Genomic DNA, 25926 nt, shown 5'->3' on the forward strand with positions numbered 1-25926 from the left:
GCCCGGCATAGCCGGTTCTGCGGGAGCCGCTTGGGAAGGCACCACATGCCTCCGTCTAGACGGTTGAACTGGTCTGGAAGCCACCGATGGTTTTTGTTCGCAAGCACCTCGCCGAATGCGGCTCGACCAATACCGAGGCGCTGGCCCACCTGCGCGACGGCGGCGGTCCGCTGCTGCTGTCGGCCGCGCGCCAGACCGCCGGCCGCGGCCGGCTGGGCCGCGCCTGGCAGAGCGATGACTCGGCGCTGACCTTCTCCGTCGCCCTGCCGCTGCCGGCCGAGCTGGACCTCTCCGGCCTGTCGCTCGCCGTCGGCTGCAGCGTCGCCGACGTGCTCGACCCGGCGGGCCAGCGCATCCGGTTGAAATGGCCCAACGACCTCTTCCTGGACGGCGCCAAGCTCGGCGGCATCCTGATCGAGGCCGTGCCGCTGCCGGCCCAATTGCGCGGCGTCGTCATCGGCATCGGCATCAACCTGCTGCCCCTGCCGCCCGAGGCCGACCGCAGCGCCTTTGCCAGCGGCCACGCGGCGCTGCAAGCCCTGGACCCGGCCGCCACGGCACAGGCCACGCTGGACCGCCTGGCGCCGGCCCTGCAAGGCCTGCTGGCCGATTTCCGGACGCTGGGCTTCGGGCCCTGGCAACTCGCCTTCTCGCGGCGTGACCTGGCCGCCGGCCAGCGTGTCCGCGTCGGCGAGCGGACGGGCATCGCGCGCGGCGTGTCCACCCGCGGCGAACTGCTGCTGGACACGGACGCCGGCATGGCCATCGTCAGCGCCGGCGAACTCAGCCTCAGACTGGAGACTTCCCCGTGATGCGTGTGTTGGTGATCGTGCTGCTGGTGGTCAACGCCCTCTTCTTCGCCTGGTCGCGCGGCTGGCTGGACACCGTCACCGGCCTGCCGGTCGATGCGGGGCGCGAGCCCCAGCGCCTGGCCGCCCAGCAGCACCCCGAGCGCATCCAGCCGCTGGCCGCCAGCGCCGTGGCCGCGCTGGCCCAGCGCAGCTGCCTGGAACTCGGCCCGCTGGACGGCGACGCGGCGCTGGCCGCCGCCCAGGCCGCGCTGAAGGCCGCGGGCGCCGACGCCCAGCTGCGCAGCAGCGAGCTGCCGGGCGTGTGGGTCGCCGCCACCATCAGGCTCGCCGACCCCGATTTCCGCGCCCGCAAGGAAGCCACCTACAAGCAGATGCACATCGCCTTCGAGCCGCTGGACGGCCTGGCCGCCGAGCAGCCCGCCTTCGTGCTGAGCCGCCACGCCAGCCAGGCCGAGGCCGGCAGCGCGGTCGCGGCGCTGGAAAGGCGCGGCCTGAAGGGGCTGCGCGTGCTGGCGCTGAAGGCCCCGCAGGCCCGCCACAGCCTCGTCATCGAGCAGGCCGACGGCCTGCTCGCGGCCCGGCTCAAGGCCAGCAAGGACCCGGCCCTGGCCGGCGGCTTCAGGGCCTGCAGCGCCGCGCCGGCCGCGTCGGCCCCATCAGCCGCGGGCTGAGCGGCGCAGCGCCAGCGCCGCCGCCAGCAGGGCCGCCAGCCAGGCCGCGCTGGCCGCGCCACCACCGCCGCCGCCACCGCCCGCGGGCGCCTGCACCGGCGCCGCGGCGACGCTGAAACTCGCGGCCTGGCTGTGCACCAGGCCATCGCTGTCGGTCAGATCGGCCTGCACCGTGAAACTGCCGGCGGCGGACGGCGTCAGCGACACGGTCGCCGTGCCGGCGCCGCCGCTGAAGCCGCTGACGGCCGTGCCGCCATCCAGCAGCGTCCAGTTCGTCGAGACCACGGTCTTGCCGGCCGCGAGGCCGCTGATGGCGGCCGTCAGCGTGGCCGACTGCGTGGCCGTCAGGCTGCTGCTGGACGGCGTGACAGTGACCGTGGCGGCATTGAGGGCCTGGGCCGCCGCGACGGCCGCCGCGGCATCCGCCATGCCGGCGCCGCAGGTGCTGGTCGTGCAGTAGCACTCGTCCTGCTTCGCCGAACTGGGCGCGACGCAGGCCGGCGGCGTGGCGCTGGAGGCGCTGCCGCCGCCCGTCGTCGGGAAGGGCCGCGCCGTCCTGCGCAGCGCGGCAGTGGCCTCGGCCGAGGTCAGCGCCGGCCGCACCGAGGCCATCAGCGCGACGACGCCGCTGACGATGGGCGCCGAGAAGCTGGTGCCGACGGAGGCATTGCCCATGGTGTAGCTCGCGTCGTTGGCCACCGGCGTCGTCGCGCCCGAGTTCGTCGTGCTGACCATCGTGTACAGGCAGGGGTAGCCGACGGCCAGGTTGACGCAGTTGCCGCCCGGCGCGGCGAGGCTCACCTCGGGGCCGAGGCTGGCGAAGCCGACCTTGGTGCCGACGTGGCGCAAGGCCGTCACCGTGACGACGCCGGGGCAGTTACCCGGCAGGCCCACGGCCTGGCCCTCGGAATTGCCGGCGGCGACGACGACGGTGGCGCCCTGGGCGTTGACCTGGGCGACGGCGTCGCGGTAGAGCGCGCCGGTCGCGTCGCTGGCGGCGCAGCTGCCCGAGCCGCCCAGGCTCATGTTCAGCACCTTGGCCTTGTTGGGGTTGGCCGGCAGGCCGGGCACCGCGAGGCCGACGGCCCATCTCATGCCGGCGATGATGTCTGAGTCGTAGCCGCCGCATTTGCCGAGCACGCGCACCGGCAGGATCCTGACGCCGGGGGCGACACCGCTCATGCCCAGGCCGTTGTTGGCCAGCGCCGCGATCAGGCCCGACACGCGGGTGCCGTGCCAGGAACTGTTGTCGATGTCGGCCGAGGTGCAGCCGCTGCCGAGCTTGCCGCTGTCGATGTCGGCCTGGCTGACCCAGTCGCCGTAGTCCAGCGCGAGCGTCAGGTCGGCATTGGCCGGCCGGTTCGCGATCGCCGTCGCGGTCGAGCCCGCCGAAGCGGGAGTGGCGCCGATCATGTCGTAGCCGCTCAGGAACTGGCTGGTGCCATTGGACGCGATGAAGTCCGGGTGATCGCGGCGCACGCCGGTGTCCAGCACCGCGACGACGACGCTGGAAGCCCCCGTCGTCAGGCCCCAGGCCGGCAGCACATTGATGTTGGACACCACCTCGCCGGTGGCGCTGCCGCCGCTGGTGACGGTGCTCGGCGCCTTCAGATACCACTGGTCGATGGTGCGGCTATACGTGGGCTGCAGCTTGGGCGCCACGGGCGGGTTGGCGCTAGGGTCTCCCGCGTCATAGAACATGCCGATATAGGCCGTCGGCGCTGGCATCACGCCACCGAACAGCGGGTCATTGGGCGGCAGTGCGGCACTCAGATGCTTGCGCCGGCCGTCCACGGCCACCATCTCCACCTCGGGGTCGGCCGCCAGCCGGCGGGCCAGCGCGGCCGAGCTGAGGCCCGTGGCGGTGACGACGTGGGTGCGTTCGTCCAGGCTCAGGCCGGCGCTCAGGCGCTGGCCCTGGCGCAGGCCCAGCGCGGTCGCGCGCGTCTGCGCGATCTCGCCGGCTTCCTCGAACGTCGCGCGCAGGCCCAGGGCCTTGGCGCGCACGCTGTCGGCATGGGCCTTGAAGCGCACGATGACGCGGGCTTCGGTGTCGGCCGTCTGGGCTGGCGCTGCGAACGGGGCGGCCAGAGCGGCGGCGATGAGGAGGGGGCGCAGCAGCATCATGACGACGGCTTGGACATGGGGAGCCGGTCAGTTTAGGCGCCGCCCTGGTACGGAAAGGAAACAAATGTCACTGTGCAAGAAAGCAGAAGGCCCCGCGTTGCGGGGCCTTCAGGTGGGTGCGGCGGTCGATCAGCCGTTCACGACGCGGACCATCTCCAGGCACTTGTTGGAGTAGCCCCACTCGTTGTCGTACCAGGACACCAGCTTCACGAAGGTGCCGTCCAGCGCGATGCCGGCGTCGGCATCGAAGATGGAGGTGCGCGCATCGCCGCGGAAGTCGGTCGCGACGACCTTGTCCTCGGTATAGCCCAGCACGCCCTTCAGCGCGCCCTGGCTCTGGGCCTTCATCTCGGCGCAGATCTCGTCGTAGCTCGCGTCCTTGACCAGCTCGACGGTCAGGTCGACCACCGACACGTCGGACGTCGGCACGCGGAAGCTCATGCCCGTCAGCTTCTTGTTCAGCTCGGGGATGACCTTGCCGACGGCCTTGGCGGCGCCGGTGCTGCTCGGGATGATGTTCTCGAGAATGCCGCGGCCGCCGCGCCAGTCCTTGTTGCTCGGGCCGTCGACGGTCTTCTGCGTGGCGGTGGCGGCGTGCACGGTGGTCATCAGGCCGCGCTTGATGCCCCACTTGTCGTTCAGCACCTTGGCCAGCGGGGCCAGGCAGTTGGTCGTGCAGGAGGCGTTGGAGATGATGGCCTCGCCGGCGTACTTGGCGTGGTTCACGCCGAACACGAACATCGGCGTCTCGTCCTTGGACGGCGCGCTCATGATGACCTTCTTCGCGCCCGCGGCCAGGTGCTTCTCGCCGCCGGCCTTGTCCAGGAACAGGCCGGTGGACTCGATGACGATGTCGGCGCCGACCTCGCCCCACTTCAGCTCGGCGGGGTCCTTGACGGCGGTCAGGCGGATCTTCTTGCCGTTGACGACCAGGGTGTTGCCCTCGACGGCCACGTCACCGTCGAACTTGCCGTGCACGCTGTCGTACTTGAGCATGTAGGCCAGGTAGTCGGGCTCCAGCAGGTCGTTGATCGCGACGACCTCGATGTCCTTGAAATTCGCGGCGGCGGCACGGAACACCATGCGCCCGATGCGGCCGAAGCCGTTGATGCCGATCTTGATGGTCATGGAACAGTCTCCAGGGAAAAGGAATTCAGTCTTCAGGCGGCGCGATTTTCAGCGATGCGCCGAATTCCGCGGGTTCATTTGCGTTTCAGCACGGCCTTCACGGTCGCCGCGACGTTCTCGGCCGTGAAGCCGAAGTGCTTGAACAGTACCGGCGCCGGGGCCGATTCGCCGAAGCTGTCGATGCCGACGACGGCGTCGCAGCCGTACTTCCACCAGAAGTCGCTGACGCCCATCTCGACGGCCACGCGCGGCAGGCCCTTGGGCAGCACGGCCTTCTTGTAGTCCTTGTCCTGGCGGTCGAAGACATTGGTGGACGGCATCGAGACGACGCGCACCTTCACGCCCTCGTCGGCCAGCAGCTTCTGCGCGGCCAGGGCCAGCTGCACCTCGGAGCCGGTGGCGATGATGACGGCCTTGGCCTTGCCCTTCACGGGCTCGGCCAGCACATAGGCGCCCTTGGCGATCTCGTCGACATTGGTCTTGGGCGAGTAGGCCAGGTTCTGGCGGCTCAGCGCCAGCAGGCTGGGGCGCTGGGCATTGCCCAGGGCCATGGTCCAGGCGACCACCGTTTCGGTCGTGTCGGCCGGGCGCCAGACGTCCAGGCCGGGGATCAGGCGCAGGCTGGCCACATGTTCGATGGACTGGTGGGTCGGGCCGTCTTCGCCGAGGCCGATGGAGTCGTGCGTCATCACATGGATGACGCGCTGCTTCATCAGCGCGGCCATGCGGATGGCGTTGCGGCTGTAGTCGCTGAAGGTCAGGAAGGTGCCGCCATAGGGGATGAAGCCGCCGTGCAGGGCCACGCCGTTCATGACGGCGGCCATGCCGAACTCGCGCACGCCGTAGTTGATGTGGCGGCCGTTGTTGGGCTTGCCATCGGCCTCGAAGCGCAGGCTGGGCGTGTGGCTGGTGTTGGTCAGGTTGGAGCCGGTCAGGTCGGCGCTGCCGCCCAGCATCTCGGGCAGCTTGGCGGTGAAGGCCTCCAGTGCGATCTGGCTGGCCTTGCGGCTGGCGACGGTGGCGGCGTCGGCATGGGCCTTGACGACGGCATCGACGGCGACCTGGGCGAAGTCGGCGGGCAGCACGCCGGCCATGCGACGCTGGAACTCGGCGGCCAGCTCGGGGTGGGCCTCGGCATAGGCGTCGAAGCGCTCTTCCCAGGCGGTCTCGGCGGCGGCGCCGGCGGCCTTGGCGTCCCAGGCGGCATAGACCTCGGCCGGGATGACGAAGGGCTCGCTGGTCCAGCCGATGGCCTCGCGGGTCAGCTTGATCTCTTCGGCGCCGAGGGGCTCGCCGTGGGCCTTGGCGGTGTTGGCGCGGTTGGGTGACCCACAGCCGATATGGGTCTTGGCGATGATCAGCGTCGGCTGGGTCGCGCTGGTCTTGGCCTTGGCGATGGCGGCGTCGACCGCGTCGACGTCATGGCCGTTCACCGGGCCGATGACGTTCCAGCCATAGGCGGCGAAGCGCTGGGCGGTGTTGTCGCCGAACCAGGGCGCGACCTGGCCGTCGATGGAGATGCCGTTGTCGTCGTAGATGGCGACCAGCTTGTTCAGCTTCCAGGCCGCGGCCAGCGACGCGGCCTCGTGGCTGATGCCCTCCATCAGGCAGCCGTCGCCGAGGAAGACATAGGTGTGGTGGTCGACGATCTGGTGGCCGTCGCGGTTGAAGTCGCGCGCCATCAGCTTCTCGGCCAGGGCCAGGCCGACGGCATTGGTCACGCCCTGGCCCAGCGGGCCCGTCGTCGTCTCGATGCCGGCCGTGATGCCCACCTCGGGGTGGCCCGGCGTCTTGCTGTGCAGCTGGCGGAAGGCCTTCAGCTCCTCGATGGGCAGCTCATAGCCCGTCAGGTGCAGCAGCGCATAGATCAGCATGGAGCCGTGGCCGTTGGACAGCACGAAGCGGTCGCGGTCGGCCCAGTGCGGGTTGGCCGGGTTGTGGCGCAGATGGCGCTTCCACAGCGCGACGCCGATCTCGGCCATGCCCATGGGCGCGCCCGGGTGGCCAGAGTTGGCCGCCTGCACGGCGTCCATCGCCAGTGCGCGGATCGCGTTGGCCATGAGGGTGGGGGAGGCGGGCGTTGCGGTCATGGCCGGGGCTTTCCTTGGGCTGGAGGGGCAAAACCCGGGATTTTACTGGGGTGCCACAAGTTGCCGCTCAGGCGCCAAACTTGATCCAGCGCAAGGTTGCGGCGCCACGGCCGCGCGACGCTTGCGCCATGCCTGCATCGACACTGCCCCTGGCTGTACGCGTGATCCGCGCCGAGCACGACGCCCTCGCCGCCATGCTGCGCACCCTGCCGTTGCTGCTCGACGCCCAGCGCCGCGCCGGCACGCAGGCCGACTTCGGCGCGCTGCGCGCGATGCTGTTCTACGTCGACGAATTCCCCGAACGCCTGCATCACGTGAAGGAAAGCGAGCTGCTCTTTCCCAAGCTGCGCGCCCGGGTGCCGGCGCTGCGCGAGACGCTGGACGACCTGGATGCCGACCACGCCCAGGGCGAGCGCGCCATCCGCGAGTTGCAGCACAGCCTGCTGGCCTGGGAGCAGATGGGCGAGGCAAGGCGGGAGAAGTTCGAGCATCAACTGCAGGTCTACACGGCCCGCTACCTGCGCCACATGAAGCGCGAGGAGACCGAGATCCTGCCGCGGGCGACGGAAACCCTGAATGCCGCCGACTGGGCCGAACTCGACGAGGCCTTCGGCAGCCACCGCGACCCGCTCGCGCCGCGCCCGGGTCAGCCGGTGGACGAGATCTATGCGCCGCTGCGCCAGCGCATCCTGACGGCGCTGCCGGCGCCGTTCGGCTGGGGCCCCGCGGTGGAGTGAGCCCCTCGTCCGGGTGACGCGCGGCTCAGATGGGCCCGTTCAGGCCCGCAATCCACCGGACGTCGACGTCTGCAGCTGCAGCTTGCCGCTGGCGGCCCAGTCGGCGAGATCGCGGCGCACGTCCTCGCGCAGCTCGGCCTCGCTCTGCGCGCGCGCCTGCAGCAGGCCGACCCAGGCATTGCGGTCGGCCGCCTTGGCCGCGTACAGGGCCGCGTCGGCCAGGTCGACGACCTGGCGCCAGTCGAGGGCGCGCGGCAGCGCCGGGCATAGCGGGAAGGCCGCGAAGCCGACCGAGCAGCTGCACTGCAGCGGCGTGCCGTCGGCCAGCACGAAGGGCTCGGCGGCAACGGTGTGGCGGGCGCGCTCGGCCAGTTCGGCGGCGCGCTCGCGCGGCAGGCCGCGGGCGACGACGAGGAACTCCTCGCCGCCCCAGCGGATCAGGTAGTCGGCCTCGCGGAAGACCTGCAGCAGCCGGCTGCGCATCAGCTTGAGCACGTCGTCGCCGGCGGCATGGCCGCGCTCGTCGTTGATGCGCTTGAAGTGGTCGAAGTCGATCAGGAAGAACAGCAGGTCCTGGTCGCCGATGGGCTGGCCGCCGGGCGCAGGCTCGTGGTGGCGCACGACCATGGCGACATCGGCCGGCATCTGGCGCTCCAGGAAGCGCCGGTTGCGCAGGCCGGTCAGCGGGTCGGTGAGGCTGGCCTCCTCGAGCTCGACGGACTTGGCGTTCAGCTCGGCCGTCGCGGCCTCCAGCGCCTCGGTGCGCTCGCGCACGCGGGCCTCCAGCACGCGGCGGTGGCGCAGCAGCAGCCGTGTGCGCATGTTGACGATGGCGGCCACGGCGCCCAGCGCGAGCAGCACGGCCAGGGCCAGCGCCCAGCGGCTCTGCCACCAGGCGGCACGCACGTCGACGCCGAGCACCAGCTCCCGCGGGCTCCAGGCGCCGTCGCGGTTGCTGCCCTGCAGGTGCAACTTGTAGTGGCCGGGCGAGAGATTGGTGTAGGCCGCCGTGCGCATCAGCGCGCCGGTGTCGACCCAGCGCTTGTCCAGGCCCTCGAGCCGGTAGCGGTAGCGGTTGCGGCCGGGCTGGCTGTAGTCCAGGGACGCGAAGGACAGGCTGAAGGCGCGCTCGCCGGGCGCGAGCACCAGGGGCTGGCCGTCGGCCGGCAGCACGCGCTCGCCGCCCTCGACGCGCAGCTCGGAAACGACCAGCGGCGGCTGGTAGGTCCAGGGCGAGAAGCGTGCCGGGTCGATGACGAGCAGGCCGCGTGCGCCGCCGAACAGCATGCGGCCGTCGTCCAACGGCGCAAAGGCACGGAACCAGCCGGTGCCGAGGTCGGCGCCATCGGCCGCGCCCAGCTCGCGGCGCTCGCCGCTGGCCGGGTCGAACATATTGCGCTGCGACCAGATGCGGCCCCTGGCATCGAGCAGCAGGTTGGCACCGAAGGCGCCACCGACGTCCGATGCGGCGACCGCCTCGAAGCGCGCCTGCCGGCCGTCGGTCTGCACGAGGCGGTGCAGGCCGGTACCGGTGTCGACCCAGAGCACGCCCTTGGCGTCGACGGCCATGCCCAGCACGGTCTGGCCGGTCAGGCCATGGGGCTCGACCCATTCGGCCACCGGCTCGGCCGCGCCGGGCCTGGCGACGCGGAACAGGCCGGCCGCGCCGCCCGCCCACAGGCTGCCGTCGGGCATGTTGGCGAATGCATTGACCTCGCCGGTGCCGCCCACCAGGCCGGCCGTCGCGACAGCACGCATCGCCGGCCGCTCGGGCGTCCAGCGCATCAGGCCGTCCAGCGTCGCGATCCACATTGCGCCGTCGTCCGTCGCATGCAGGCGGCGCGGCACGGCATTGCCGCTGCGCAGCGTCTCCTTCCAGTGGCCCTGGGCGTCGAAGCGCAGCAGCTGGGTATCGACGGCGACCCAGACCGAGCCGTCGCGCGTCTGCCCGAGGGCGTTCACGCGGCCGGGCGGCAGGCCGCTGGCACCCGGCGCGATGCGGCCCAGCGGCTGCAGCTCGCGATCGCGGCGCTCGATGCCGCCGGCCAGCATGCCGAGCCAGACCTCGCCGTTGCTCAGCTGCAGCGCGCTGCGCACGTCCAGGCCACCGGCCGCGATGCCGGCGATGGGCTCGCGCACCATGCTCAGCCCCGGCAGCGGCGGCACATGGCGCATCAGTCCGCCGCCGAAGCTGCCGACCCAGACCGTGCCCGAGGGGTCGCGCAGCAGCGCGCGCACGTCGCTGCGCGGCGCCGTGCCGGTACCGCTGGCCGGCATGCGCTCGATCAGGCCGCCATCGCCCGCGCGGCGGCGCTCGATGCCGGAGGCGTCGCCGAACCACAGCTCCTCGGCCGAGGGCTGGGTCATGGTCATCACGGGCCAGGCGCCCTGGCCGTGCTCACCGGTGCCGGCACTGAAGGGCAGCACCTGACCCTGTGCGTCGAGGGCGCGCAGCTTGCCCTGGGCCGTGCCGACGATGATGCGGCCGTCCCGGGCCTCGGCCAGCAGCGTGATGAGCTGGTCCTTCAGGCCCAGGTCCAGCGGTTCGATGGGGCCGTCGGCGGCCTTGCGCGCCAGCCCCCGCCAGCTGCCTATCCACAGCGTGCCACGGTGGTCGACGAGCAGGGACTGCACGCGCGCGTCGGGCAGGCCGTCGTCGGGGCCGCGGTGGTGGGTGAAGCGCTGTGTCTTCACGTCCAGCCGGTCCAGGCCGCCGCTGCCGCCTATCCACAGCGTGCCGTCCGGCTCCAGCGCGAGGGCGCGCACCGTGTTGGCCGCCGGTGCGGTCTCGTCGGCCGAGGCGCCGTCGCGCGCCCAGCGTGACCAGTGCCCGCTGGCCAGGTCCAGCCGCACCAGGCCGACATTGCCGGCCGCCACCCACAGCCAGCCGCGCGGGTCGGCCAGCATCGCGCGCACGAACTGCTCGGCCAGCAGGCTGCCGTCGGGCGCGGACAGCGGGTAGCGCCGGAAGGCATAGCCGTCGAAGCGCAGCAGGCCCTCGGCGGAACCGGCCCAGAGCAGGCCGCGCGCATCCAGGGCCAACGCCGACACGACGTTGTCCCGCACCGCGCCCGGCTCCCCAACCGGATCGAAGCGCGGCTCGACGGCCGGCACGGCCGCCACCAACCCCAAGACCATCCACAGGGCTGCAAACCCTCTTGTCGCCAGGACCCTCATGGGCGGTGATTCTCGGCCAGCGCCAGGCGCCGGCCGGCCGGGGCTTGCCCTCAGCGGAGGTGAATCCTGCCCGCGGAAGCCGTTCTCAGGGGCCGGCGCGCCACACGGCGGGCGGAACGCCGGCGGCCAGCGCCGCGCGGGCCGCCACGGCGTCGTCGCCATCCACGCGCTCGACGCCGCGCCAGCGGTTGCGGCCGGCGCTCTTGGCCGCATAGAGCGCCGCGTCGGCGACGCCGACGACCTCCTGCCAGCCGAAGGCCTCGGACCGCGCCGGCATCAGCGGGTAGGCCGCAAAGCCGACCGAACAGCTCATGTCCAGCGGTCCGGCCGGCGTGTCGAAGGGCTGGCCCGCCACGCATTGGCGCAGCCGCTCGGCCAGATCGGGCGCGTGGCCGCGCGCGCTGTCGCGTACCGCGACCAGGAACTCCTCGCCACCCCAGCGCACCATGGCGTCGCCGGCGCGGAAGACGGCGCACAGCCGCGCGCGTATCTGCGCCAGCACGGCGTCGCCGGCGGCGTGGCCGTAGGTGTCGTTGAGGAGCTTGAAGTGGTCGAGGTCGACCAGGAAGAAGACCAGGTCGGCGGCCGCGCTGCCGACGCGGCGGCGCGCGGCAGCGCAATCGGCCTCGATGTGTTCGAGCAGGTAGCGGCGGTTGCGCAGCCCAGTCAGCGGGTCGGTCAGGCTGGCCTCCTCCAGCGCCTGCGTGCGCTCGTGCACCCGCGCCTCCAGCTCGCGCTGGCGCGCCAGCAGATGGGCGGTGCGCCCGCGCAGCAGCAGCGCAAAGCCGCCCGCCAGGCCCAGCACCGCGGCGGCCCAGGCCCAGCGGGTCTGCCACCAGGCCGGCCGCACGCGCAGCGGCAGCTGCAGCTCGGGGGCATCGGGGCCGGCGCGCAGCCGCAGCCGGTAGTCGCCCGGCGCCGGCTGCAGCAGGCTGAGCTGGCGCTGGCCGGGTGCGGAGTTCAGCCAGCCGGCGTCGATGCCGTCGACGCGGTACTGGTAGGACAGCCGCTCGGCCATCGCAACATCCAGCATGGCCACGTCGATGAGGAGCCGCTGCGTGCCCGGCTCCAGCACCAACCCGGCCAGCGCCGCTTGCACGGCCAGGCGTTCGCCGTCGATGCCGTGCCCGGCGATGCGCAGCGTCGGCCGCGCCTGCTCGGGCTGCCAGGCCTCGGGCTGCACTTCGAGGATGCCGCGCGTGCCGCCGAACAGCATGCGGCCGTCGGCGGTCTGCGCGTAGGAGAAGAACCAGGGCATGCCGATGCGCACACCGTCGGCGGCGCCGAGCGCATCGAGGCGGTCGGCGGCCGGGTCGTAGACCTGCATCTGGCTCCAGATGCGGCCGCGGGCGTCTTCGAGCAGGTTGACGCCGAAGGGCCGGCCGCCGGCGCCCAGCCGTTCGCCGATGCGGTCGAAGCGGGCCAACCCGTTCTGCCAGCCCCGCAGCCGGTGCAGGCCGGCGACGGCCGTGTCCAGCCAGAGCCGGCCGCGGCGGTCGAACAGCAGGCCGATGACGACCGGGTTGGCCAGGCCCTCGCCGGGCGGCGAGCGCACGGGCTCGGCGGCGCCGGCGCCGCGCGGCAGGCGCAGCAGGCCCTGGCTGGCGGCCACCCACAGCGCGCCGTCTTCGGCCTCGGCGAGTGCATGGACCTCGCCGCCGAGGACCCCGCCATCGGCACAGGCGACCCGCGTCGGCGCGGCCGCGCCGGGCGCCAGCCGCCACAGGCCGTCGGCGGCCGCGATCCAGACATCGCCGTCGCGGCCCACCAGCAGCCTGCGCGTGCGCCCGCCGCCATGGGCGTGCACGCGCAGCGTGCGGCCGTCGGCGGCGAGTTCGTGCACGGCATCCGGCAGGCCCAGCCAGAGGCGGCCGTCCGGCCCCTCGGCCATCGCGTCGACCCGGCCGACATGGCGCGGGCCGGGCTGGGCCTGTTCCAGCCCGGCGTCGAGCACGGCGATGCCGCCGGCGTCGGTGGCGGCCCAGACCTGGCCGTTGCGGCGCGCCAGCAGCGCCTGCACATTGGGGTTGGCCAGCGGCGAGGCCGCGTCGACGTCCGGGCCGCGCACGCGCAGCGCGCGCGGCTTCGGGTCGTGGCGCTGCAGGCCCAGACCCAGGCCGGCCACCCAAAGCACGCCGCGCGCATCGGTCAGCAGCGCGGTGATCGAGTCGCCGGCCAGGCCCTCGGGCTGCAGCGGCCGGTGGCGCAGCCATTGCTGCAGCGCGCCGCTGCGGGCATCGCGCAGCTCGATGCCGCCCTCGCGCCCCACCCACAGCAGGCCGGGCTCGGGCTCGGCCAGCGCGGTGACGGCGCCGGCCGGGCTGGGCGGCAGGCTCAGGCGCCGGCCATCGATGTCCAGGCGCAACAGCGTGCCGTCGGCGCTGCCGGCCCAGATCGCGCCGTCGCCGGCCTGCAGCAGGGCCTGGACCGAGCGGCCGGCCAGCTCCGGCGCCACCGGCTCGAAGCGCTCGCCGACCCGCCGCACCAGGCCGGCCCAGTTGCCGACCCAGAGCCTGCCGTCGCGGTCCACCAGCAAGGCCTGGATGCGCTCGTCGGGCAGGCTGCCGGGCGCCGAGCCGGCATGCCAGTGCCGCGCGGCGCCACCGGCCGGGTCATGGCGCACCAGCCCGCCGCCCAGGCCGCCGGCCCAGATGGCGCCGTCGCGGTCCTCGGCCAGCGCCATCAGCACCGGTTGCTGGCCAGCCTCGGGGTCGGCCAGCCGGATCTTCTCGTCGCGCGGGTCATAGACGGCCAGGCCACGGTCTTCCGTACCCATCCAGACGCGCCCGTCGCGTGCCGCCAGCAACGCGCGCACCCAGCCCAGGTTGCGCTCGACCGGGGTGCGGCCGCCGGTCAGCTCCTGCGGCTGCAGCCGCAGGCCGTCGAAGCGGGCCACGCCGTCGCCGGTGGCGACCCAGAGGAAGCCGTCGCGGTCCTGTGCCAGTGCGGCGACGGCTTCGCGCGGGATCATGTCGACCGCGACGCGGTCGAAACGCGGCACGACGGCCTGTGCCGCCGCCACCCACCCCAGCGCAAATAACAGGGCTGCACACCCTTTTGTTATCAGGCCCCTCATGGCCGGGGATTCTCGGCCAATCGCAGCGCGGGTCTGCCCAGGCTCTACCCTCTAAATTGCGGATTGCCGCGCAGCATCCGGCGCGGCCGCAGGGCCGTCCAGCGCAGGCGCTGGACGAGGGCTTCGTCTCAACCGGCCAGCGGCTTCGTGATCGCGTCGATGCGCTCGACAACCTCGGCCGTCAGCTTGGGTGTGACGGCCAGCGCGCCGAGGTTGTCCTTGAGCTGCTCGATGCGGCTGGCGCCGAGGATGACGGTGGACACGCGCGGGTTGCGGTTGATCCAGGCGATGGCGAGCTGGGCGGTATTGCAGCCCAGCTCGACGGCGATCTCGGCGAGCTGGCCGACGGCGTCGTTGCGGGCCTTGTCCTGCAGCTGCTCGCGCATCCAGCCCATGTTCTCCAGCGCGCCGCGGCTGCCGGCCGGGATGCCGTGGCGGTATTTGCCGGTCAGCAGGCCCGAGGCCAGTGGGCTCCAGGTCGTCAGGCCCAGGCCGATGTCCTCGTACAGCCGCGCATAGTCCTGCTCGACGCGGCGGCGGTGGAAGAGGTGGTACTGCGGCTGCTCGACCACTGGCTTGTGCAGATGGTGGCGCTCGGCGATCTCCCAGGCCGCGCGGATGTCGCTCGCGCTCCACTCGCTGGTGCCCCAGTACAGCGCCTTGCCCTGGCGGATGATGTCGCTCATCGCCCAGACGGTTTCCTCGATGGGCGTGTGCGGATCGGCGCGGTGGCAGTAGATCAGGTCCAGGTGTTCGAGCTGCATGCGCTTGAGCGAGCCGTCCACGGCCTGCATCAGGTATTTGCGGTTCAGCGTGTCCTTGCGGTTGGTCGTCGTGACGCCGTCGCGCTGCAAGCCCCAGAAGAACTTGCTGGAGACGATGTAGTCGAGGCGGTTCCAGCCCAGCGTCTTGAAGGCCTGGCCCATGACGACCTCGCTCTCGCCATTGGCGTAGACCTCGGCGTTGTCGAAGAAGTTGATGCCGGCGTCGAAGGCGGCGGCCAGCATCTCGGTGGCGGCCCTGGTGTCGACCTGGTTGTGATACGTCACCCAGGAGCCGAGCGAGAGTTCGGAGACCTGGAGGCCGGCGCGGCCGAGGCGGCGGTATTGCATGGCGGAGTCCTGTGGCAGAAGGTGCGGAAAAGCCACAGCTTAAGCGCGGCCATCCCGGCCCGCCGGCCTGTCGCCACAATCGCCCCAGGCGCGCCGGGGTCGGGGCGCAGGGTGGACGAGGGATGACGCGGTCTGGGCTTTGCTCGAGGCGCAGCTTGCTGTTGACGGCACTGGCCGCCACCGGAACGGCTGCCGCCGGCGACCCGGCGCTTTACGTGCTCGTCGACGGCAGCATCGAGATGCCCCAGGCCCGCGTCGAGGACGGCCGGGTCGTCGATGGCCTGCAGTACCAGATCGCGATGGAGCTCGGCCAGCGCCTGGGCCGCACGGTCAGGTTCCGCCTCGTGCCGCGCCGGCGCATGGCCCAGCTGCTCGGCGAGGGCCACGAGGCCGACCTGAGCTGCAACTACCTGCCCGGCTGGCTGCCCGGCCCGCTGCAGTGGAGCCGCCCCTATCTCGACGACGCCGACCTGCTCGTCACCGCCGCGCGTCGCCCGGCGCCGGCCCAGCTGCAGGAGCTGGCCGGCCAGCGCATCGGCACGGTCACGGGCTTTCTCTACCCCGAGGCCGAGGCCGTGCTCGGCGCCGGCTTCCTGCGCGACGACGCACCGAACCTGGTCACCAATCTGCGCAAGCTGGCTTCCGGCCGCATGGACCACGCCCTCGTCGGCCGCGTGAGCTTCGACTACCTGCAGCGCCGCGGCGAAGTGCCGCTGGAGCTGCACCCGCCCCTCGTCGTCGCGAAGCTGCGCCCGGCCTGCGCGCTGTCGCCGCACAGCAGCCTGAGCCTCGCCCAGCTCGATGCCGCCATCGCCGCGATGCTGGCCGACGGCAGCCTCGCCCGCATCGTCGAGCACCTGCGCTGAGGCGCGCGGCATGGCGGTGACGCGGCGCTCCCGCTGCTGCTGGCCCTCGGCACGGCCGGCGCAGCCGCGACCAGCGACACGCCTCTCGTCGTGCTGGTCGACAGCGCCGTGCAGATGCCGCAGGCACTGATCCGCGACGAGCAGGTCGTCGACGGGCTGCAACACGACATCGCCCTCGAGATCGGCCGCCGCGTCGGCCGCGCGGTCCGCTTTCGCGTCGTGCCGCGCCGGCGCGTCGACGCGCTGCTGCTGGCCGGCGACGAGGCCGACCTGATCTGCACCTATCTGCCGGCCTGGCTGCCGGGGCCGCTGCAGTGGAGCCGGCCCTTCCTCGACGATGGCGAGTTGCTTGTCACCGCCAGGCGCCGTGCACCGCCCCAGCATCTGCGCGACGCGGCCGGCCAGCCCATCGGCACCATCGCCGGATTCGAGTACACCCAGGTCGCCGCCGAGCTCGGCGCCGGCTTCGTGCGCGACGACGGCCCCAACCTCGAGGGCCTGCTGCGCAAGCTCGCCCGCGGCCGCGTCGACCATGCGCTGGTCGGCCGCTCGAGCTTCGAATACCTGCTGCGCCGCGGCGAGGTGCCACTGCCGCTGCACCCGCCGCTGCTCGTCACGCATTGGCGCGCGTCCTGTGCGCTGTCGCCGCATGCCTCCCTCACGCTGGCCGAATTGGACGCGGCCCTGGCCGCGATGCAGGCCGACGCCAGCCTGGCCCGCATCGTCGACAGGTATCGTTGAGGCCATGAAGCTTGCCATCATCGGCGCCGGCCCCGCCGGCCTCGCGCTCGCCCTGCTCGCCGCCGAGCGCCTGCGCGCCACCGAAATCCATCTGTTCGACACCCGCCCGCTCGATCGCGACATCGGCGGCGACGCGCGCACGCTGGCGCTCAACCTCGGCAGCATCCGGCTGCTGCAGCGCCTGGCGGCCTGGCGGCCCGAGGCGGCCCAGGCCATCCAGGCCGTGCACGTCAGCCAGGCGCCGCCGGCGCCCGTGGCCGGCGAGGTCTGGATACGCGCGGCCGAACTGGGCCAACCCCAGCTCGGCGCCGTGCTGCCCTATGGCGCGCTGGTGGCGCCGCTGCAGCAGCGCTGGCTCGCGCTGGCCGCGGAGCAGCCGGTGCGGCTGTTCACGCGCTTCGCGACGCCGGTGCATGCCATCCGCTCGCAGGCCGGCGGCGTGGAGCTGGACTGCGGCGAGGGCCCGGTCGTCGACCGCTTCGACCTCGCCGTCGTCGCCGAGGGCGGCGTGTTCGCCGAGCAGGACCGCAAGCCCATCACCAGCGACTACCGGCAGAACGCCTGGGTCGGCACGCTGCGCCTGGCCGCGCCGGGGCTGCAGGGCCTGGCCGTCGAGCGCTTCACGCGCAACGGGCCGCTGGCCCTGCTGCCCCTGCCCGATGACGCTGAAGGGCCGCGTGCGGCCCTCGTGTGGTGCCTGCCGCAGGACGAGGACGACATCGCCGCGCTGGACGACGCGCAGCGCCTCGTCGTCATCCAGCAGCAGCTGCCCGCCGCGGCCGGGCGGCTGACCGGCATTTCGGCGCTGAAATGCTTCCCGCTCGGCCTCAACGTCGAGACCCGGCTGCTGCAGGGCCGCGCACTGCGCATCGGCAACGCGGCCCAGACCCTGCACCCGGTGGCCGGCCAGGGACTGAACCTCGGCCTGCGCGATGTGCAGGCCCTGGTGGACGCGCTGCGCGATGCCGGCGAGACCGGCACCGGCCTGGACGCCGCGCTGGCCCGCATCGACTGGCAGCGCGCGCCGGACCGCTGGCCGATGATCGCGGCGACCGACTTCCTCGCGCGCAGCTTCGCGTGGCGGCTGCCGGGCCTGCCGGGCCTGCGCGGCCTGGCCCTGGCCGGGCTGGAGCTGGCCACGCCGCTGAAGCGCGCCATTGCCCGGCGCATGATGTTCGGTGCCGGATGAAGCAGAGACCCCAGATGAGATACGCCCTCCCCCTCGCGGCAAGCCTGCTGCTCGCCGCCGCACAGCCGGCCTCGGCGCAGACCGCCCCGCTGATCGGGCCGGCCAAGCCCATCGCCGGCGCGTCGCAGGAGGAATGGTCCAAGCGCTGGTGGCGCTGGGCCCTGTCCTTCGACGACGACGACAGCCCGGTCACCGACCCCGACGGCAGCCAGTGCGCCAGCGGCCAGAGCGGCCCGGTCTGGTTCCTGGCCGGCACCTATGGCACGGCGCGCACCATCCGCAGCTGCCATGTGCCGGCCGGCAAGACGCTGTTCTTCCCGCTCGTCAACACCCTCACGGTGGAGCCCGACGATGCGGACGAGCCCTGCGCATCGCTGAAGCAGCGCGCCGCACGCGCGACGCCGGCGCCCCAGGCCCTGGTGCTGGAGCTGAACGGCCGGCGTTTCAACGGCCTGCAGGCCCATCGCCAGGCCACGCGGCGCTGCTTCCACGTCGTCGAGGACGACGACACGCTGGCGGCCGGCAATGGCTTCTACGTCGCCCTCGGCCCGCTCAAGCGCGGCCGCTACACGCTGAACTTCGGCGGCATCCTGCCCGAGCAGTCGCAGGCCGTGACCTACACGCTCGACGTGGACTGAACCGCATCAGTCGGCCAGGAAGCGCGGCTGCAGCCGCTCGCGCAGCGGGAAATACTGGAAGACCGGCCGCGCTTCGGTGACGACGCGCCACACCGACGGCCGCGCGAGCAGGCGCTCGAAATAGGCCGCCAGCCAGGGGCGATCGGGCCCGAAGGGCAGGATGGTCGACGCGTAGAAAAGCGCCGGCGCGGCGGCGCAATCGGCCATGCCGAAGGCCTCGCCCGCGGCCCAGGTCCGGCCGGCCAGGCGGGCCTCGATGAGGTCGTAGGCCATCGCCAGCGTCGCGACATGCGCCTGCTCGGCCAGCGGGTCGCGCTGCCCGGCCGGGCGGCGCTGCTGGCCGATATAGCGCTGCATCGGGTCCATCACATAGCAGTCGAACAGCCGGTCCCAGAGCCTGGCCTCGAAGGCGGCCTCGGGCTCGGCCGGCAGCAGCCGCGTGCGGCCCAGGTGCTCGCGGTCCAGGTATTCGATCTGCAGCGAGGTCTCCGGCACGACGCGCGCGCCGTCCTGCAGCAGCGGGATCTTGGCCGTCGGCCACAGCGCGGCATAGGCGGCCCGCTCGGCCGGATCGCCGAGGTTGACGAGGCGGGCCTCGAAGGGCGTGCCGTTCTCGTAGAGCGCGATCAGCGTCTTCCAGCAGCAGGAGGACAGCGGGTGGTAGTGCAGCGTCAGGGCCATGCGCGGACTCCGGAGGGTTTGCTTGCGGCGACGGTAACCGAACCGGCAAAGCATCGGGGCTGGCACCCAAAAGCCGGCCGTTTCGCCGGATCGGCCCGGCGCGGCCGGCCTAGCATGGGCGTCCCATGCTGCACCCTGCCCGCCTTTGCGCCGCCGCGCTGCTCGCCTATGCCCTCGCCGGCTGCGGCACGCCCAGCCAGCCGCTGCCGATGACCGTCACGGCGGCCGATGCGCTGCAGATCCGCGGCTGGGTGCCGGATGCGCTGAAGACCCAGGTCGCCGTCGCGGAAGTGCAGGGCGGCGCGGAGACGGGCCGCTGGTGGGGCTCCAAGGTCAGCGCCGCGGCCCTGCAGCAGGCGCTGGACGAATCCCTCTATGCCGTCGGCATGAAGCCGCCCGCGCCGCAGCCGGTGCCGCGCTTCGAGCTGCGCGCCGAGCTGGCCCAGCTGGCCCAGCCCCTGGTGCCGGTGGCCGGCGTGACGGTGGGCGTCGCGGTGCGCTACACGCTGGTCGACAAGGCCGACGGCCGCGTCGTCTACCAGCGCCTCGTCGCCAGCGAGGAGGAGGCGCGCCTGGGCGAGGCCATGCTGTCGCCGTCCGAGCGGCTGCGCATCGCCAACGAACGCGCGCTGCGCAGCAACATCAACCAGCTGCTGCGCGACCTCGTCACGCTGCGGCCCTGAGCGCTGCAGTCTCTCGCCGGCGCCGTTCGGGTGCCACCGGGCCTCCACCCGCCGATGACAATCGGCCAACGCCCGGCCCAAGAGCAAGCCGGCGCGGCGAACTGGATGGAGACCGTCGATGAGCCTGACCCGGATCACGCAATTCTGGCCCTGGCTGCTGCCGGCCATGATGGGCATGGCGCTGGCCCAGCAGCCCTCAGGCGCGAAGCCGCCGGATCAGCCGCAGCCCTTCCTCCAGCGCACCCAGGCCGATGCGCAGACGCAGGAGGACGTGACCGTCACGGTCGCCGCGCTGAGGCCCGAGGACAGCCTGGCGGTGTTCGGGCTGCCGCTGGCCGACCAGGGCGTGCAGCCCGTCTGGGTGCGCATCGAGAACCGCGGCGCGCGCAGCTGGCGCTTCATGCCCATCTTCCTCGACCGGGACTATTTCTCGCCCCACGAGGTCGCATGGATGTTCCACGCCAAGGACGCGGGCAGCGCCGGCGTCCGCGCACTGCTCGCGGGCCGGGCCATGCCCCGCACGGTGGCGCCCAACTCGGTGACCAGCGGCTACGTCTACACCAACCAGACGCTGGGGTTCAAGGTCGTCAATGTCGAGCTGGTGGGCGACCATGCGCATCTGCAGTTCGACTTCGCGCATGAGCAGCCCGGCGGGCGCTTCGACTTCCGCTCGCTGGACCCCGAGCGCCTGCACCCGGCCGCCCAGCTGCGCAACCTGACGCTGCCGGAACTGCGCGCCGCGCTGCAAGCCCTGCCCTGCTGCACGACCGACAAGCCCGGCACCCACCTGGGCGACCCGCTCAACCTCGCCATGGTCGGCAGCGAGCGCGACCTGCTGGCCGCGCTGGTGCGCTCCGGTTGGGACTTCACCGACGCGCTCGGGGCCCGCTCGACGGAGCACATGGTGTCGGCCTTCGTGCTGCGCGGGCGCTACCGCAATGCGCCGGTCAGCTCGCTGTATTTCGAGGGTCGCGCGCAGGACTTCGCGATGCAGCGCTCCCGCAACACGGTGTCACAGCGCAACCATCTGCGCCTGTGGATGACGCCGCTTCGCCTGGACGGCCAGCCGGTCTGGGTCGGCCAGATCAGCCGCGACATCGGCGTACGCCTGACCGACCGGTCGCCCACGTTCACGACCCATGCCATCGACCCCGATGTCGACGAGGCCCGCGACTACCTGATCGAGGACCTGCTGCGCAGCGGCGTGGCGCAGCGCTACGGCTTCGTCGGTGGCGTCGGCGCCGCCAGCGCCGACCAGCCCAGGCGAAACCTGACGGGCGACCCCTACTACACGGACGGCCGGCGCCTGCTGGTCTTCCCGTCGCGGCAGAACATTCCGCTGAACGAGGTGGAAACGCTGCTCTGGGACTGATACGGCTTCGCAATCAAAGCGCTGACTGCGTTGCTTCGCCTTGCCGTGCCAGTGCACTGTCTGCGGCTGCGCGCCTTGTCATCACTTTGATTGCAAACCCGTATGAGGTCAGGCCCTGACCGCCTGCTCGTGTTCGCGCCGCCCGGCCGTCGCCCACAGCAGCAGCGCGAACAGGCAGCCGGCCACGCTGGTGAGGCCGAAGAACCCCATCATCGCGTCGTAGCCGCCCGGGTTGGCCGCACTGGCGCCGGCGCGGTCGTTGAGCCAGCCGGCGACGAGGTTGGCGCCGCTGATGCCGGCGTTCTGCACCACCCACATCAGGCCGATGGCCGTGCCGAAGCGGTTGGGCGCGACGAGGCGGCTGGTCAGCGGCCACATGACGGCGGGCACCAGCGAGTAGCTGATGCCGATCAGGGCCGTCGGCAGCCACAGGCTCCACGGCGTCAGCGCCATCATGCCCAGCGCCAGCGGCAGCATCAGCGCACCGAAGGCCAGGAAGGGCGCATAACGCCCCAGCCGGTCGCACACCCAGCCGAACAGCGGCGTCGCGAACACGGCGGCGAGGAAGACATAGCTGTTCATCTCGCCGGCGGTGGCCAGGTCCAACCCGTGCGTGTGCTGGAAGTATTTGATCGAGAAGGTGCTGCGGAAGGCCAGGATGACCGAGTACCAGAGCACGCACAGCGCCAGCAGATACCAGTAGGCCTTGCCGAAGTGCAGCAGGTCGCGCCACTCGAATTTCTCGGCCGTCTTGCCCGTCGGCAGCAGGCCGGCGCGGCGCGGGCCGCGGTCCACCCACCAGTAGGCCAGCGAGGCCGTGAGCGAGGTGGCCGCGATGGCTGCCGCGATGAGCAGCGGCGGCTGCCAGCCCTGGGCATAGGCGCCGGCGAACCAGGTGGGCGACATGTCGGCGCCGTAGGAGCCCATGCGCCCGACGGCCAGCTCCGCGCCCATCGCGAGCGCCAGGCCACGCCCGCCGAAGTAGTCGGCCACGGCGGCCAGCGTTGCGATGTTGAAGGTCTCGGCGCCGATGCCATACAGCAGCCGGCCCGTGGCCATGCCCGCGAAATTCGGGCTGAAGGCGGTCAGCGTCGCACCGGCGAAGCAGATGCCGGCCGTCACCAGCGTCATGCGCGCCGCGCCGAAGCGGTCCACCAGCACGCCGCCGACGAGGATGAGGACGACGTTGGGCAGGCTGTAGATCGCGTTCAGCAGCGCGACCTGGGTGTCGCTGAAGCCGCGCTGCTGCTGCAGCAGGTCGGCCACCGGGCCGATGGAGTCGTAGACGTAGAAGTTGCCGAACAGCGCGATGGCCACCAGCACGCCGACGACCCAGGCCGTCGTGCGGCTGGGCCCTGCGGCGCTCATCGGCAGGACAGCGCTCATTTTCCGAGCAGCGACTTGACGGCCGCTTCCAGCTGCTGGTCCTCGCCGGCGTCGAGGCGGGCCTTGTCGTTGGGCACGACGATGTCCGGCGTGATCAGCGCGCGCTCCATGAACTCGCCGTTCTGCGCGCGGAAGCCCACCTGCGGGATGCCGAAGGTGGTGGCGCCGTCCTGCATGGTCTCCCACCACACGGCCGTGCCGGTGCCGGCGACCGGCATGCCGATCAGCTTGCCGATGCCGAGGTGCTTGTAGGTCCACGGGAACAGGTGGGCGTCGGAGTAGTTGCTCTCGCTGATCAGCACGGCCGAGGGCTTGGTCCACTTGCCCGTGGGCTCCCAGCCCAGGCTCTGGCCGCGCGGCAGGAACTCCAGGTACTTCTTGCCGGACAGCAGCGTGGCCAGTTCGTCGTGCAGATTGCCGCCGCCGTTGAAGCGGGTGTCGACGATCAGCGCCTCCTTGCCGCTGGCGCGGCCCAGCGCGTCGGCATAGGTCTGGCGGTAGCTGCCGTCGTTCATGCCGCGCACATGCACATAACCCAGGCGGCCGCCGGAGAGCTTGTCCACCAGCGCGCGCTCCTGGCGCACCCAGCGCTTGTAGAGCAGCTCGCGCTCGGCGCCCAGGCTGATGGCCTTGAGCGTCTGCTCGAAGCGCCTGCCGGTGGCCGGGTCCAGCACCTCCAGCACGACCTGCTTGCCGGCCTTCAGGTTGAGCAGCGAGTCGAACTCCGCACCGGCCGGGATGGCCTCGCCGTCGATGGATGCTATGACCATGCCGGCCTTGAGCTGGGCCGCCGCCGTGTCCAGCGGGCCGCCCTCGATGACCTCGGCCACCTTCACGCCGGCGCCCTTGTGGGCCGCGTCGTAGAAGACGCCGAGCGAGGCGGTCGCGTCGCCCTGCGGCGCGGGGCGGTAGCCGGCGCCGGTGTGCGACACATTGAGCTCGCCCAGCATCTCGCTGAGCAGCTCGGCGAAGTCCGGGCCATCGGCGACATAGGGCAGCTGGCGCTCGTAGACCTGGCGGTAGCCGGCCCAGTCCACGCCGCCCATGTCGGCCACGTAGAGCTTCTCGCGCGTCTGGCGCCAGGCGTGGTCGAACATCTGGGCGCGCTCGGCCGCATGGTCGATGCGCAGCTCGGCGGCGAACTTCAGGGGCTCGGCCTTCACATCGCCCTTGCCGTCGTCCCCCGGTACCTTGAACTTGTGCACCCGGCCGGCGGCCATCACGAAGCCATTGGCGCCCTTGGCGTCCAGCACCAGGCTGACGTTGTCGCCGCGCCCGCCGGGCAGGGAGGCCACGCGCCGGCCTTCCTTGTCGCGCAGGCGCACCTGCCAGAGCTCGAAGCCCTCGCCGGCCTTGGCGACGTAGAAGAGCTGCTCGCCGTCCGGCGTCAGCGCGTAGTCGCGGATATCGCCCGACACGGTGCTGAGCCGCGCGACGCGATCCTCCAGGCCCTGCTGCTCGATGACGACGGGCTCGGGGCGCGCCTCGGCCTTCTTGTCATCCTTCTTCTCGGCCTCCTTCTTGTCCGCCGGCTTCTTGTCGTCCTTCTTGGCCTCGTCCTTCTTCTCGTCGTCCTCGCGCTTCTTCAGCTGGGCGAAGTCGGCCTTGTCGAGCTGGTAGCGGTCGAAGGCCGCGCGGGTCAGGAACATGCCGTAGACATCGAGGTCGTTGCGCGCGCCGCCGCCGTTGCCGTGCAGGCCGTGGCGGTCGCTCGCCCAGATCATCATCTGGCCCTGGCGGGCGAACATCGGGCGCAGGTCGTCGTAGCCGCTGTTCGTCAGGTTGACGAGCTTGCCGCTGCCGTCGGCCGGCACCACGCCGGCCTCCTGGCCCCAGCGGTTGCGGTCGGTGAACTGCACCGCCAGGCTCTTGCCGTCGGGCGCCCAGTCGAACCATTGGTCGCCGTCCTCGTAGGAGTAGTTCCAGTCGGCCGACAGCAGCTCGCGCGTATTGCCGCTGGCGATGTCGAGCACATGCAGGGCCGCGCGGTCCTGCAGATAGGCCACCTCCTTGCCATCCGGCGAGTAGCGCGGCTGGAAGTTCTGGTGGGTGTCCTTCAGCAGCACCCGGGTGCTCACGCGCGGCGCATTGAAGAAGCTGGGCACGGCCTTCTTGTCGCCCTGGAGGGCGGCCTCGCACAGGCTCCACTGGCCGTCCTGTTCGCAGGCATAGAGCAGCCGGCGGCCGTCGGGGCTGAAGCTGACCGAACGCTTCTGGCCCGGCCCCTCGGTGATGCGGCGCGTGTTGCCGAACTCGGTGGACGCGACGAAGACCTGGCCGCGCACGACGACGGCGAACTCGCTGCCGTCGGGGCTGACGGCCATGTCGGTGGCGCCCTCGGAGAGCCTGAGGTTCTCGACCTTGGGCAGCAGCGCGTCGGCACCGATGCTCAGGCCCAGCTTGCGCGGCTCGGCCGTGTCGCCGGCCATCGTGTAGAGCTCGCCGTCATAGCCGAAGCTCAGCACGCCATTGGCCGCCACCGACAGGAAGCGCACCGGGTTCTTCGTGAAGTGGGTGATCTGGCGCGCGGCCTCGGGTTGGCCCGGCTGCATCTTCCAGACGTTGAAGGAACCGCTCTTCTCGCTGAGGAAGTAGATGGACTGCTCGTCGGGCGACCAGACCGGGTTGCGGTTCTCGCCGCCGTTGTTCGTCAGCTTGCGGTGCTGGCCGCTCGCGGCGTCCCACAGCCAGATGTCGCGCGCCACCGGCGAGATGTGGTGCTTGCGCGCGGCGTTCTCGTAGCCCTTCCAGTCCTCGTAGACGAGCTGGGTGCCGGCCTTGTTGTAGCGGCCGGCCATGGCCGGCTCGCTGAAGACCTGCTCGGGGCGGCGCCCGCCCTCGATGCCGACCTTGTAGAGCTCGCCCAGGGCCGGCGACGGGAAGGCCAGGCTGCTGCGCACGTCCTGGCGCTGGGCCGAGAACAGCACGGCCCGGCCATCGGGCGTGAAGGCGATCGGCGTCTCCGGCGCGGAGTGGCTGGTCAGCCGCCGCGACGGGCCGCCCTCGGCCGCCACCAGGAAGACGTCGTTGTTGCCGTAGACGTCGGCCGCATAGGCCAGCAGCCGGCCGTCGGGCGACCAGACCGGCGCCGTCGTGTGATGGCCGTTGGCGACCAGCAGGCGCGCCGCGCCGCCGGCGGCCGGCACGACATAGAGATTGCCCTGGAAGGTGAACGCGATCTGCGTGCCGTCTGGCGAGATGCTGGACTGGCGCAGCCACAGCGGCTGGGCCAGCGGCCCGAGCGGCGCCTGCGCGGCGAACGAGGGAAGGGCCAGGGCCAGCGCCAGTGCGGCGCCCGCGAGTTTGAAGCTCATGACGGTGATGAGGAATCGCTGAAGCGGGCGAGTCTAAGTGGCATGAACCAGGCGAGCACCCTGGATGATGGAAGACACTGGGGTGTGCGGGCCAGCGCGGGTAGAGGTCGATCAATTTATTGATGG

The 25926-nt window shown here is 72.0% G+C and carries 18 protein-coding genes; 9 read left to right on the forward strand and 9 right to left on the reverse strand.

Annotation, left to right across the window (positions count from 1 at the left end; translation table 11 throughout):
• Window positions 1-86: 86 nt before the first annotated feature.
• Both EV671_RS20460 and EV671_RS20465 read left to right on the forward strand, forming a co-directional pair.
• On the forward strand, window positions 87-812 hold the full coding sequence (locus EV671_RS20460; protein WP_132575211.1) for a biotin--[acetyl-CoA-carboxylase] ligase: 726 nt from the start codon (window positions 87-89) through the stop codon (window positions 810-812).
• A complete protein-coding gene (locus EV671_RS20465) occupies window positions 812-1483 on the forward strand; it encodes a hypothetical protein (protein ID WP_132575213.1) in 672 nt (223 codons plus the stop codon). The genes EV671_RS20460 and EV671_RS20465 overlap by 1 nt, the downstream gene beginning before the upstream one ends.
• Here EV671_RS20465 and EV671_RS20470 read toward each other — a convergent pair.
• The 3 genes from EV671_RS20470 to tkt all read right to left on the reverse strand — a co-directional run bounded on the left by EV671_RS20470 (window position 1469) and on the right by tkt (window position 6828).
• The gene (locus EV671_RS20470; RefSeq protein ID WP_132575215.1) at window positions 1469-3610 is read right to left on the reverse strand and encodes a S8 family serine peptidase; all 2142 of its coding nucleotides are present in this window, start codon (window positions 3608-3610) and stop codon (window positions 1469-1471) included. The two genes, EV671_RS20465 and EV671_RS20470, sit on opposite strands and share 15 nt — an antisense overlap.
• Before the next feature lie 129 nt (window positions 3611-3739).
• Window positions 3740-4738 (reverse strand): type I glyceraldehyde-3-phosphate dehydrogenase, encoded by a 999-nt coding sequence (gap, locus tag EV671_RS20475; protein WP_132575217.1) that lies wholly within the window; start codon window positions 4736-4738, stop codon window positions 3740-3742.
• A gap of 74 nt (window positions 4739-4812) precedes the next feature.
• On the reverse strand, window positions 4813-6828 hold the full coding sequence (gene tkt, locus EV671_RS20480; RefSeq protein ID WP_207911212.1) for a transketolase: 2016 nt from the start codon (window positions 6826-6828) through the stop codon (window positions 4813-4815).
• Window positions 6829-6956: 128 nt separating this feature from the next.
• Between tkt and EV671_RS20485 the strand changes: the two genes are divergently transcribed.
• Window positions 6957-7565 carry a hemerythrin domain-containing protein gene (locus tag EV671_RS20485; RefSeq protein ID WP_132575219.1) on the forward strand — a complete coding sequence of 203 codons (609 nt, stop codon included), beginning with the start codon at window positions 6957-6959 and terminating at the stop codon, window positions 7563-7565.
• Between the two features lie 39 nt (window positions 7566-7604).
• On the opposite strand, the gene EV671_RS20490 is transcribed toward EV671_RS20485, so the two are convergent.
• The 3 genes from EV671_RS20490 to EV671_RS20500 all read right to left on the reverse strand — a co-directional run bounded on the left by EV671_RS20490 (window position 7605) and on the right by EV671_RS20500 (window position 14930).
• Complete coding sequence (locus EV671_RS20490; RefSeq protein WP_132575221.1) at window positions 7605-10742, reverse strand: ligand-binding sensor domain-containing diguanylate cyclase; 3138 nt, start codon at window positions 10740-10742, stop codon at window positions 7605-7607.
• An 85-nt stretch (window positions 10743-10827) separates the two neighbouring features.
• The gene (locus tag EV671_RS20495; RefSeq protein WP_132575223.1) at window positions 10828-13818 is read right to left on the reverse strand and encodes a two-component regulator propeller domain-containing protein; all 2991 of its coding nucleotides are present in this window, start codon (window positions 13816-13818) and stop codon (window positions 10828-10830) included.
• Window positions 13819-13946: 128 nt separating this feature from the next.
• Window positions 13947-14930: a potassium channel beta subunit family protein gene (locus EV671_RS20500; RefSeq protein WP_132575226.1), complete on the reverse strand. Its 984-nt coding sequence runs from the start codon at window positions 14928-14930 to the stop codon at window positions 13947-13949.
• A gap of 155 nt (window positions 14931-15085) precedes the next feature.
• On the opposite strand from EV671_RS20500, the gene EV671_RS20505 reads away from it, so the two are divergent.
• From EV671_RS20505 to EV671_RS20520, 4 genes are all read left to right on the forward strand, one after another.
• The gene (locus EV671_RS20505; protein ID WP_165917658.1) at window positions 15086-15796 is read left to right on the forward strand and encodes a substrate-binding periplasmic protein; all 711 of its coding nucleotides are present in this window, start codon (window positions 15086-15088) and stop codon (window positions 15794-15796) included.
• A gap of 90 nt (window positions 15797-15886) precedes the next feature.
• Window positions 15887-16537 (forward strand): type 2 periplasmic-binding domain-containing protein, encoded by a 651-nt coding sequence (locus EV671_RS20510; RefSeq protein ID WP_132575230.1) that lies wholly within the window; start codon window positions 15887-15889, stop codon window positions 16535-16537.
• 4 nt (window positions 16538-16541) lie between these two features.
• Window positions 16542-17726, forward strand: a complete 1185-nt coding sequence (locus tag EV671_RS20515) for an FAD-dependent monooxygenase (RefSeq protein ID WP_243655826.1) — start codon at window positions 16542-16544, stop codon at window positions 17724-17726.
• A gap of 14 nt (window positions 17727-17740) precedes the next feature.
• The gene (locus EV671_RS20520; RefSeq protein WP_132575234.1) at window positions 17741-18364 is read left to right on the forward strand and encodes a hypothetical protein; all 624 of its coding nucleotides are present in this window, start codon (window positions 17741-17743) and stop codon (window positions 18362-18364) included.
• A 6-nt stretch (window positions 18365-18370) separates the two neighbouring features.
• Here the strand turns inward: EV671_RS20520 and EV671_RS20525 are convergent, their stop codons facing one another.
• The gene (locus EV671_RS20525; protein ID WP_132575236.1) at window positions 18371-19045 is read right to left on the reverse strand and encodes a glutathione S-transferase family protein; all 675 of its coding nucleotides are present in this window, start codon (window positions 19043-19045) and stop codon (window positions 18371-18373) included.
• A gap of 125 nt (window positions 19046-19170) precedes the next feature.
• Between EV671_RS20525 and EV671_RS20530 the strand changes: the two genes are divergently transcribed.
• Together EV671_RS20530 and EV671_RS20535 are read left to right on the forward strand one after the other, a co-directional pair.
• On the forward strand, window positions 19171-19728 hold the full coding sequence (locus EV671_RS20530) for a hypothetical protein (protein ID WP_132575238.1): 558 nt from the start codon (window positions 19171-19173) through the stop codon (window positions 19726-19728).
• 118 nt (window positions 19729-19846) lie between these two features.
• Entirely contained in the window at window positions 19847-21100 is a 1254-nt protein-coding gene (locus EV671_RS20535) for an LssY C-terminal domain-containing protein (RefSeq protein ID WP_132575240.1), read from the forward strand.
• Between the two features lie 108 nt (window positions 21101-21208).
• Here the strand turns inward: EV671_RS20535 and EV671_RS20540 are convergent, their stop codons facing one another.
• Together EV671_RS20540 and EV671_RS20545 are read right to left on the reverse strand one after the other, a co-directional pair.
• Window positions 21209-22486, reverse strand: coding sequence for an MFS transporter (locus tag EV671_RS20540; RefSeq protein ID WP_132575242.1), 1278 nt, complete (start codon window positions 22484-22486; stop codon window positions 21209-21211).
• Window positions 22483-25800, reverse strand: coding sequence for a S41 family peptidase (locus tag EV671_RS20545; protein ID WP_132575244.1), 3318 nt, complete (start codon window positions 25798-25800; stop codon window positions 22483-22485). The genes EV671_RS20540 and EV671_RS20545 overlap by 4 nt, the downstream gene beginning before the upstream one ends.
• Window positions 25801-25926: the final 126 nt, after the last annotated feature.

The sequence above is a fragment of the Roseateles saccharophilus genome (assembly GCF_004342485.1).
Taxonomy (GTDB): domain Bacteria; phylum Pseudomonadota; class Gammaproteobacteria; order Burkholderiales; family Burkholderiaceae_C; genus Pelomonas; species Pelomonas saccharophila.

Coding starts and splice junctions, on each gene's coding strand:
- EV671_RS20490 (WP_132575221.1), bottom strand. CDS start 10,742: ATGAGGGTCCTGGCGACAAGAGGGTTTGCAGCCCTGTGGATGGTCTTG.
- EV671_RS20515 (WP_243655826.1), top strand. CDS start 16,542: ATGAAGCTTGCCATCATCGGCGCCGGCCCCGCCGGCCTCGCGCTCGCC.
- gap (WP_132575217.1), bottom strand. CDS start 4,738: ATGACCATCAAGATCGGCATCAACGGCTTCGGCCGCATCGGGCGCATG.
- EV671_RS20540 (WP_132575242.1), bottom strand. CDS start 22,486: ATGAGCGCTGTCCTGCCGATGAGCGCCGCAGGGCCCAGCCGCACGACG.
- EV671_RS20545 (WP_132575244.1), bottom strand. CDS start 25,800: ATGAGCTTCAAACTCGCGGGCGCCGCACTGGCGCTGGCCCTGGCCCTT.
- EV671_RS20485 (WP_132575219.1), top strand. CDS start 6,957: ATGCCTGCATCGACACTGCCCCTGGCTGTACGCGTGATCCGCGCCGAG.
- EV671_RS20500 (WP_132575226.1), bottom strand. CDS start 14,930: ATGCAATACCGCCGCCTCGGCCGCGCCGGCCTCCAGGTCTCCGAACTC.
- tkt (WP_207911212.1), bottom strand. CDS start 6,828: ATGACCGCAACGCCCGCCTCCCCCACCCTCATGGCCAACGCGATCCGC.
- EV671_RS20460 (WP_132575211.1), top strand. CDS start 87: ATGGTTTTTGTTCGCAAGCACCTCGCCGAATGCGGCTCGACCAATACC.
- EV671_RS20530 (WP_132575238.1), top strand. CDS start 19,171: ATGCTGCACCCTGCCCGCCTTTGCGCCGCCGCGCTGCTCGCCTATGCC.
- EV671_RS20525 (WP_132575236.1), bottom strand. CDS start 19,045: ATGGCCCTGACGCTGCACTACCACCCGCTGTCCTCCTGCTGCTGGAAG.
- EV671_RS20495 (WP_132575223.1), bottom strand. CDS start 13,818: ATGAGGGGCCTGATAACAAAAGGGTGTGCAGCCCTGTTATTTGCGCTG.
- EV671_RS20520 (WP_132575234.1), top strand. CDS start 17,741: ATGAGATACGCCCTCCCCCTCGCGGCAAGCCTGCTGCTCGCCGCCGCA.
- EV671_RS20535 (WP_132575240.1), top strand. CDS start 19,847: ATGAGCCTGACCCGGATCACGCAATTCTGGCCCTGGCTGCTGCCGGCC.
- EV671_RS20465 (WP_132575213.1), top strand. CDS start 812: ATGCGTGTGTTGGTGATCGTGCTGCTGGTGGTCAACGCCCTCTTCTTC.
- EV671_RS20470 (WP_132575215.1), bottom strand. CDS start 3,610: ATGATGCTGCTGCGCCCCCTCCTCATCGCCGCCGCTCTGGCCGCCCCG.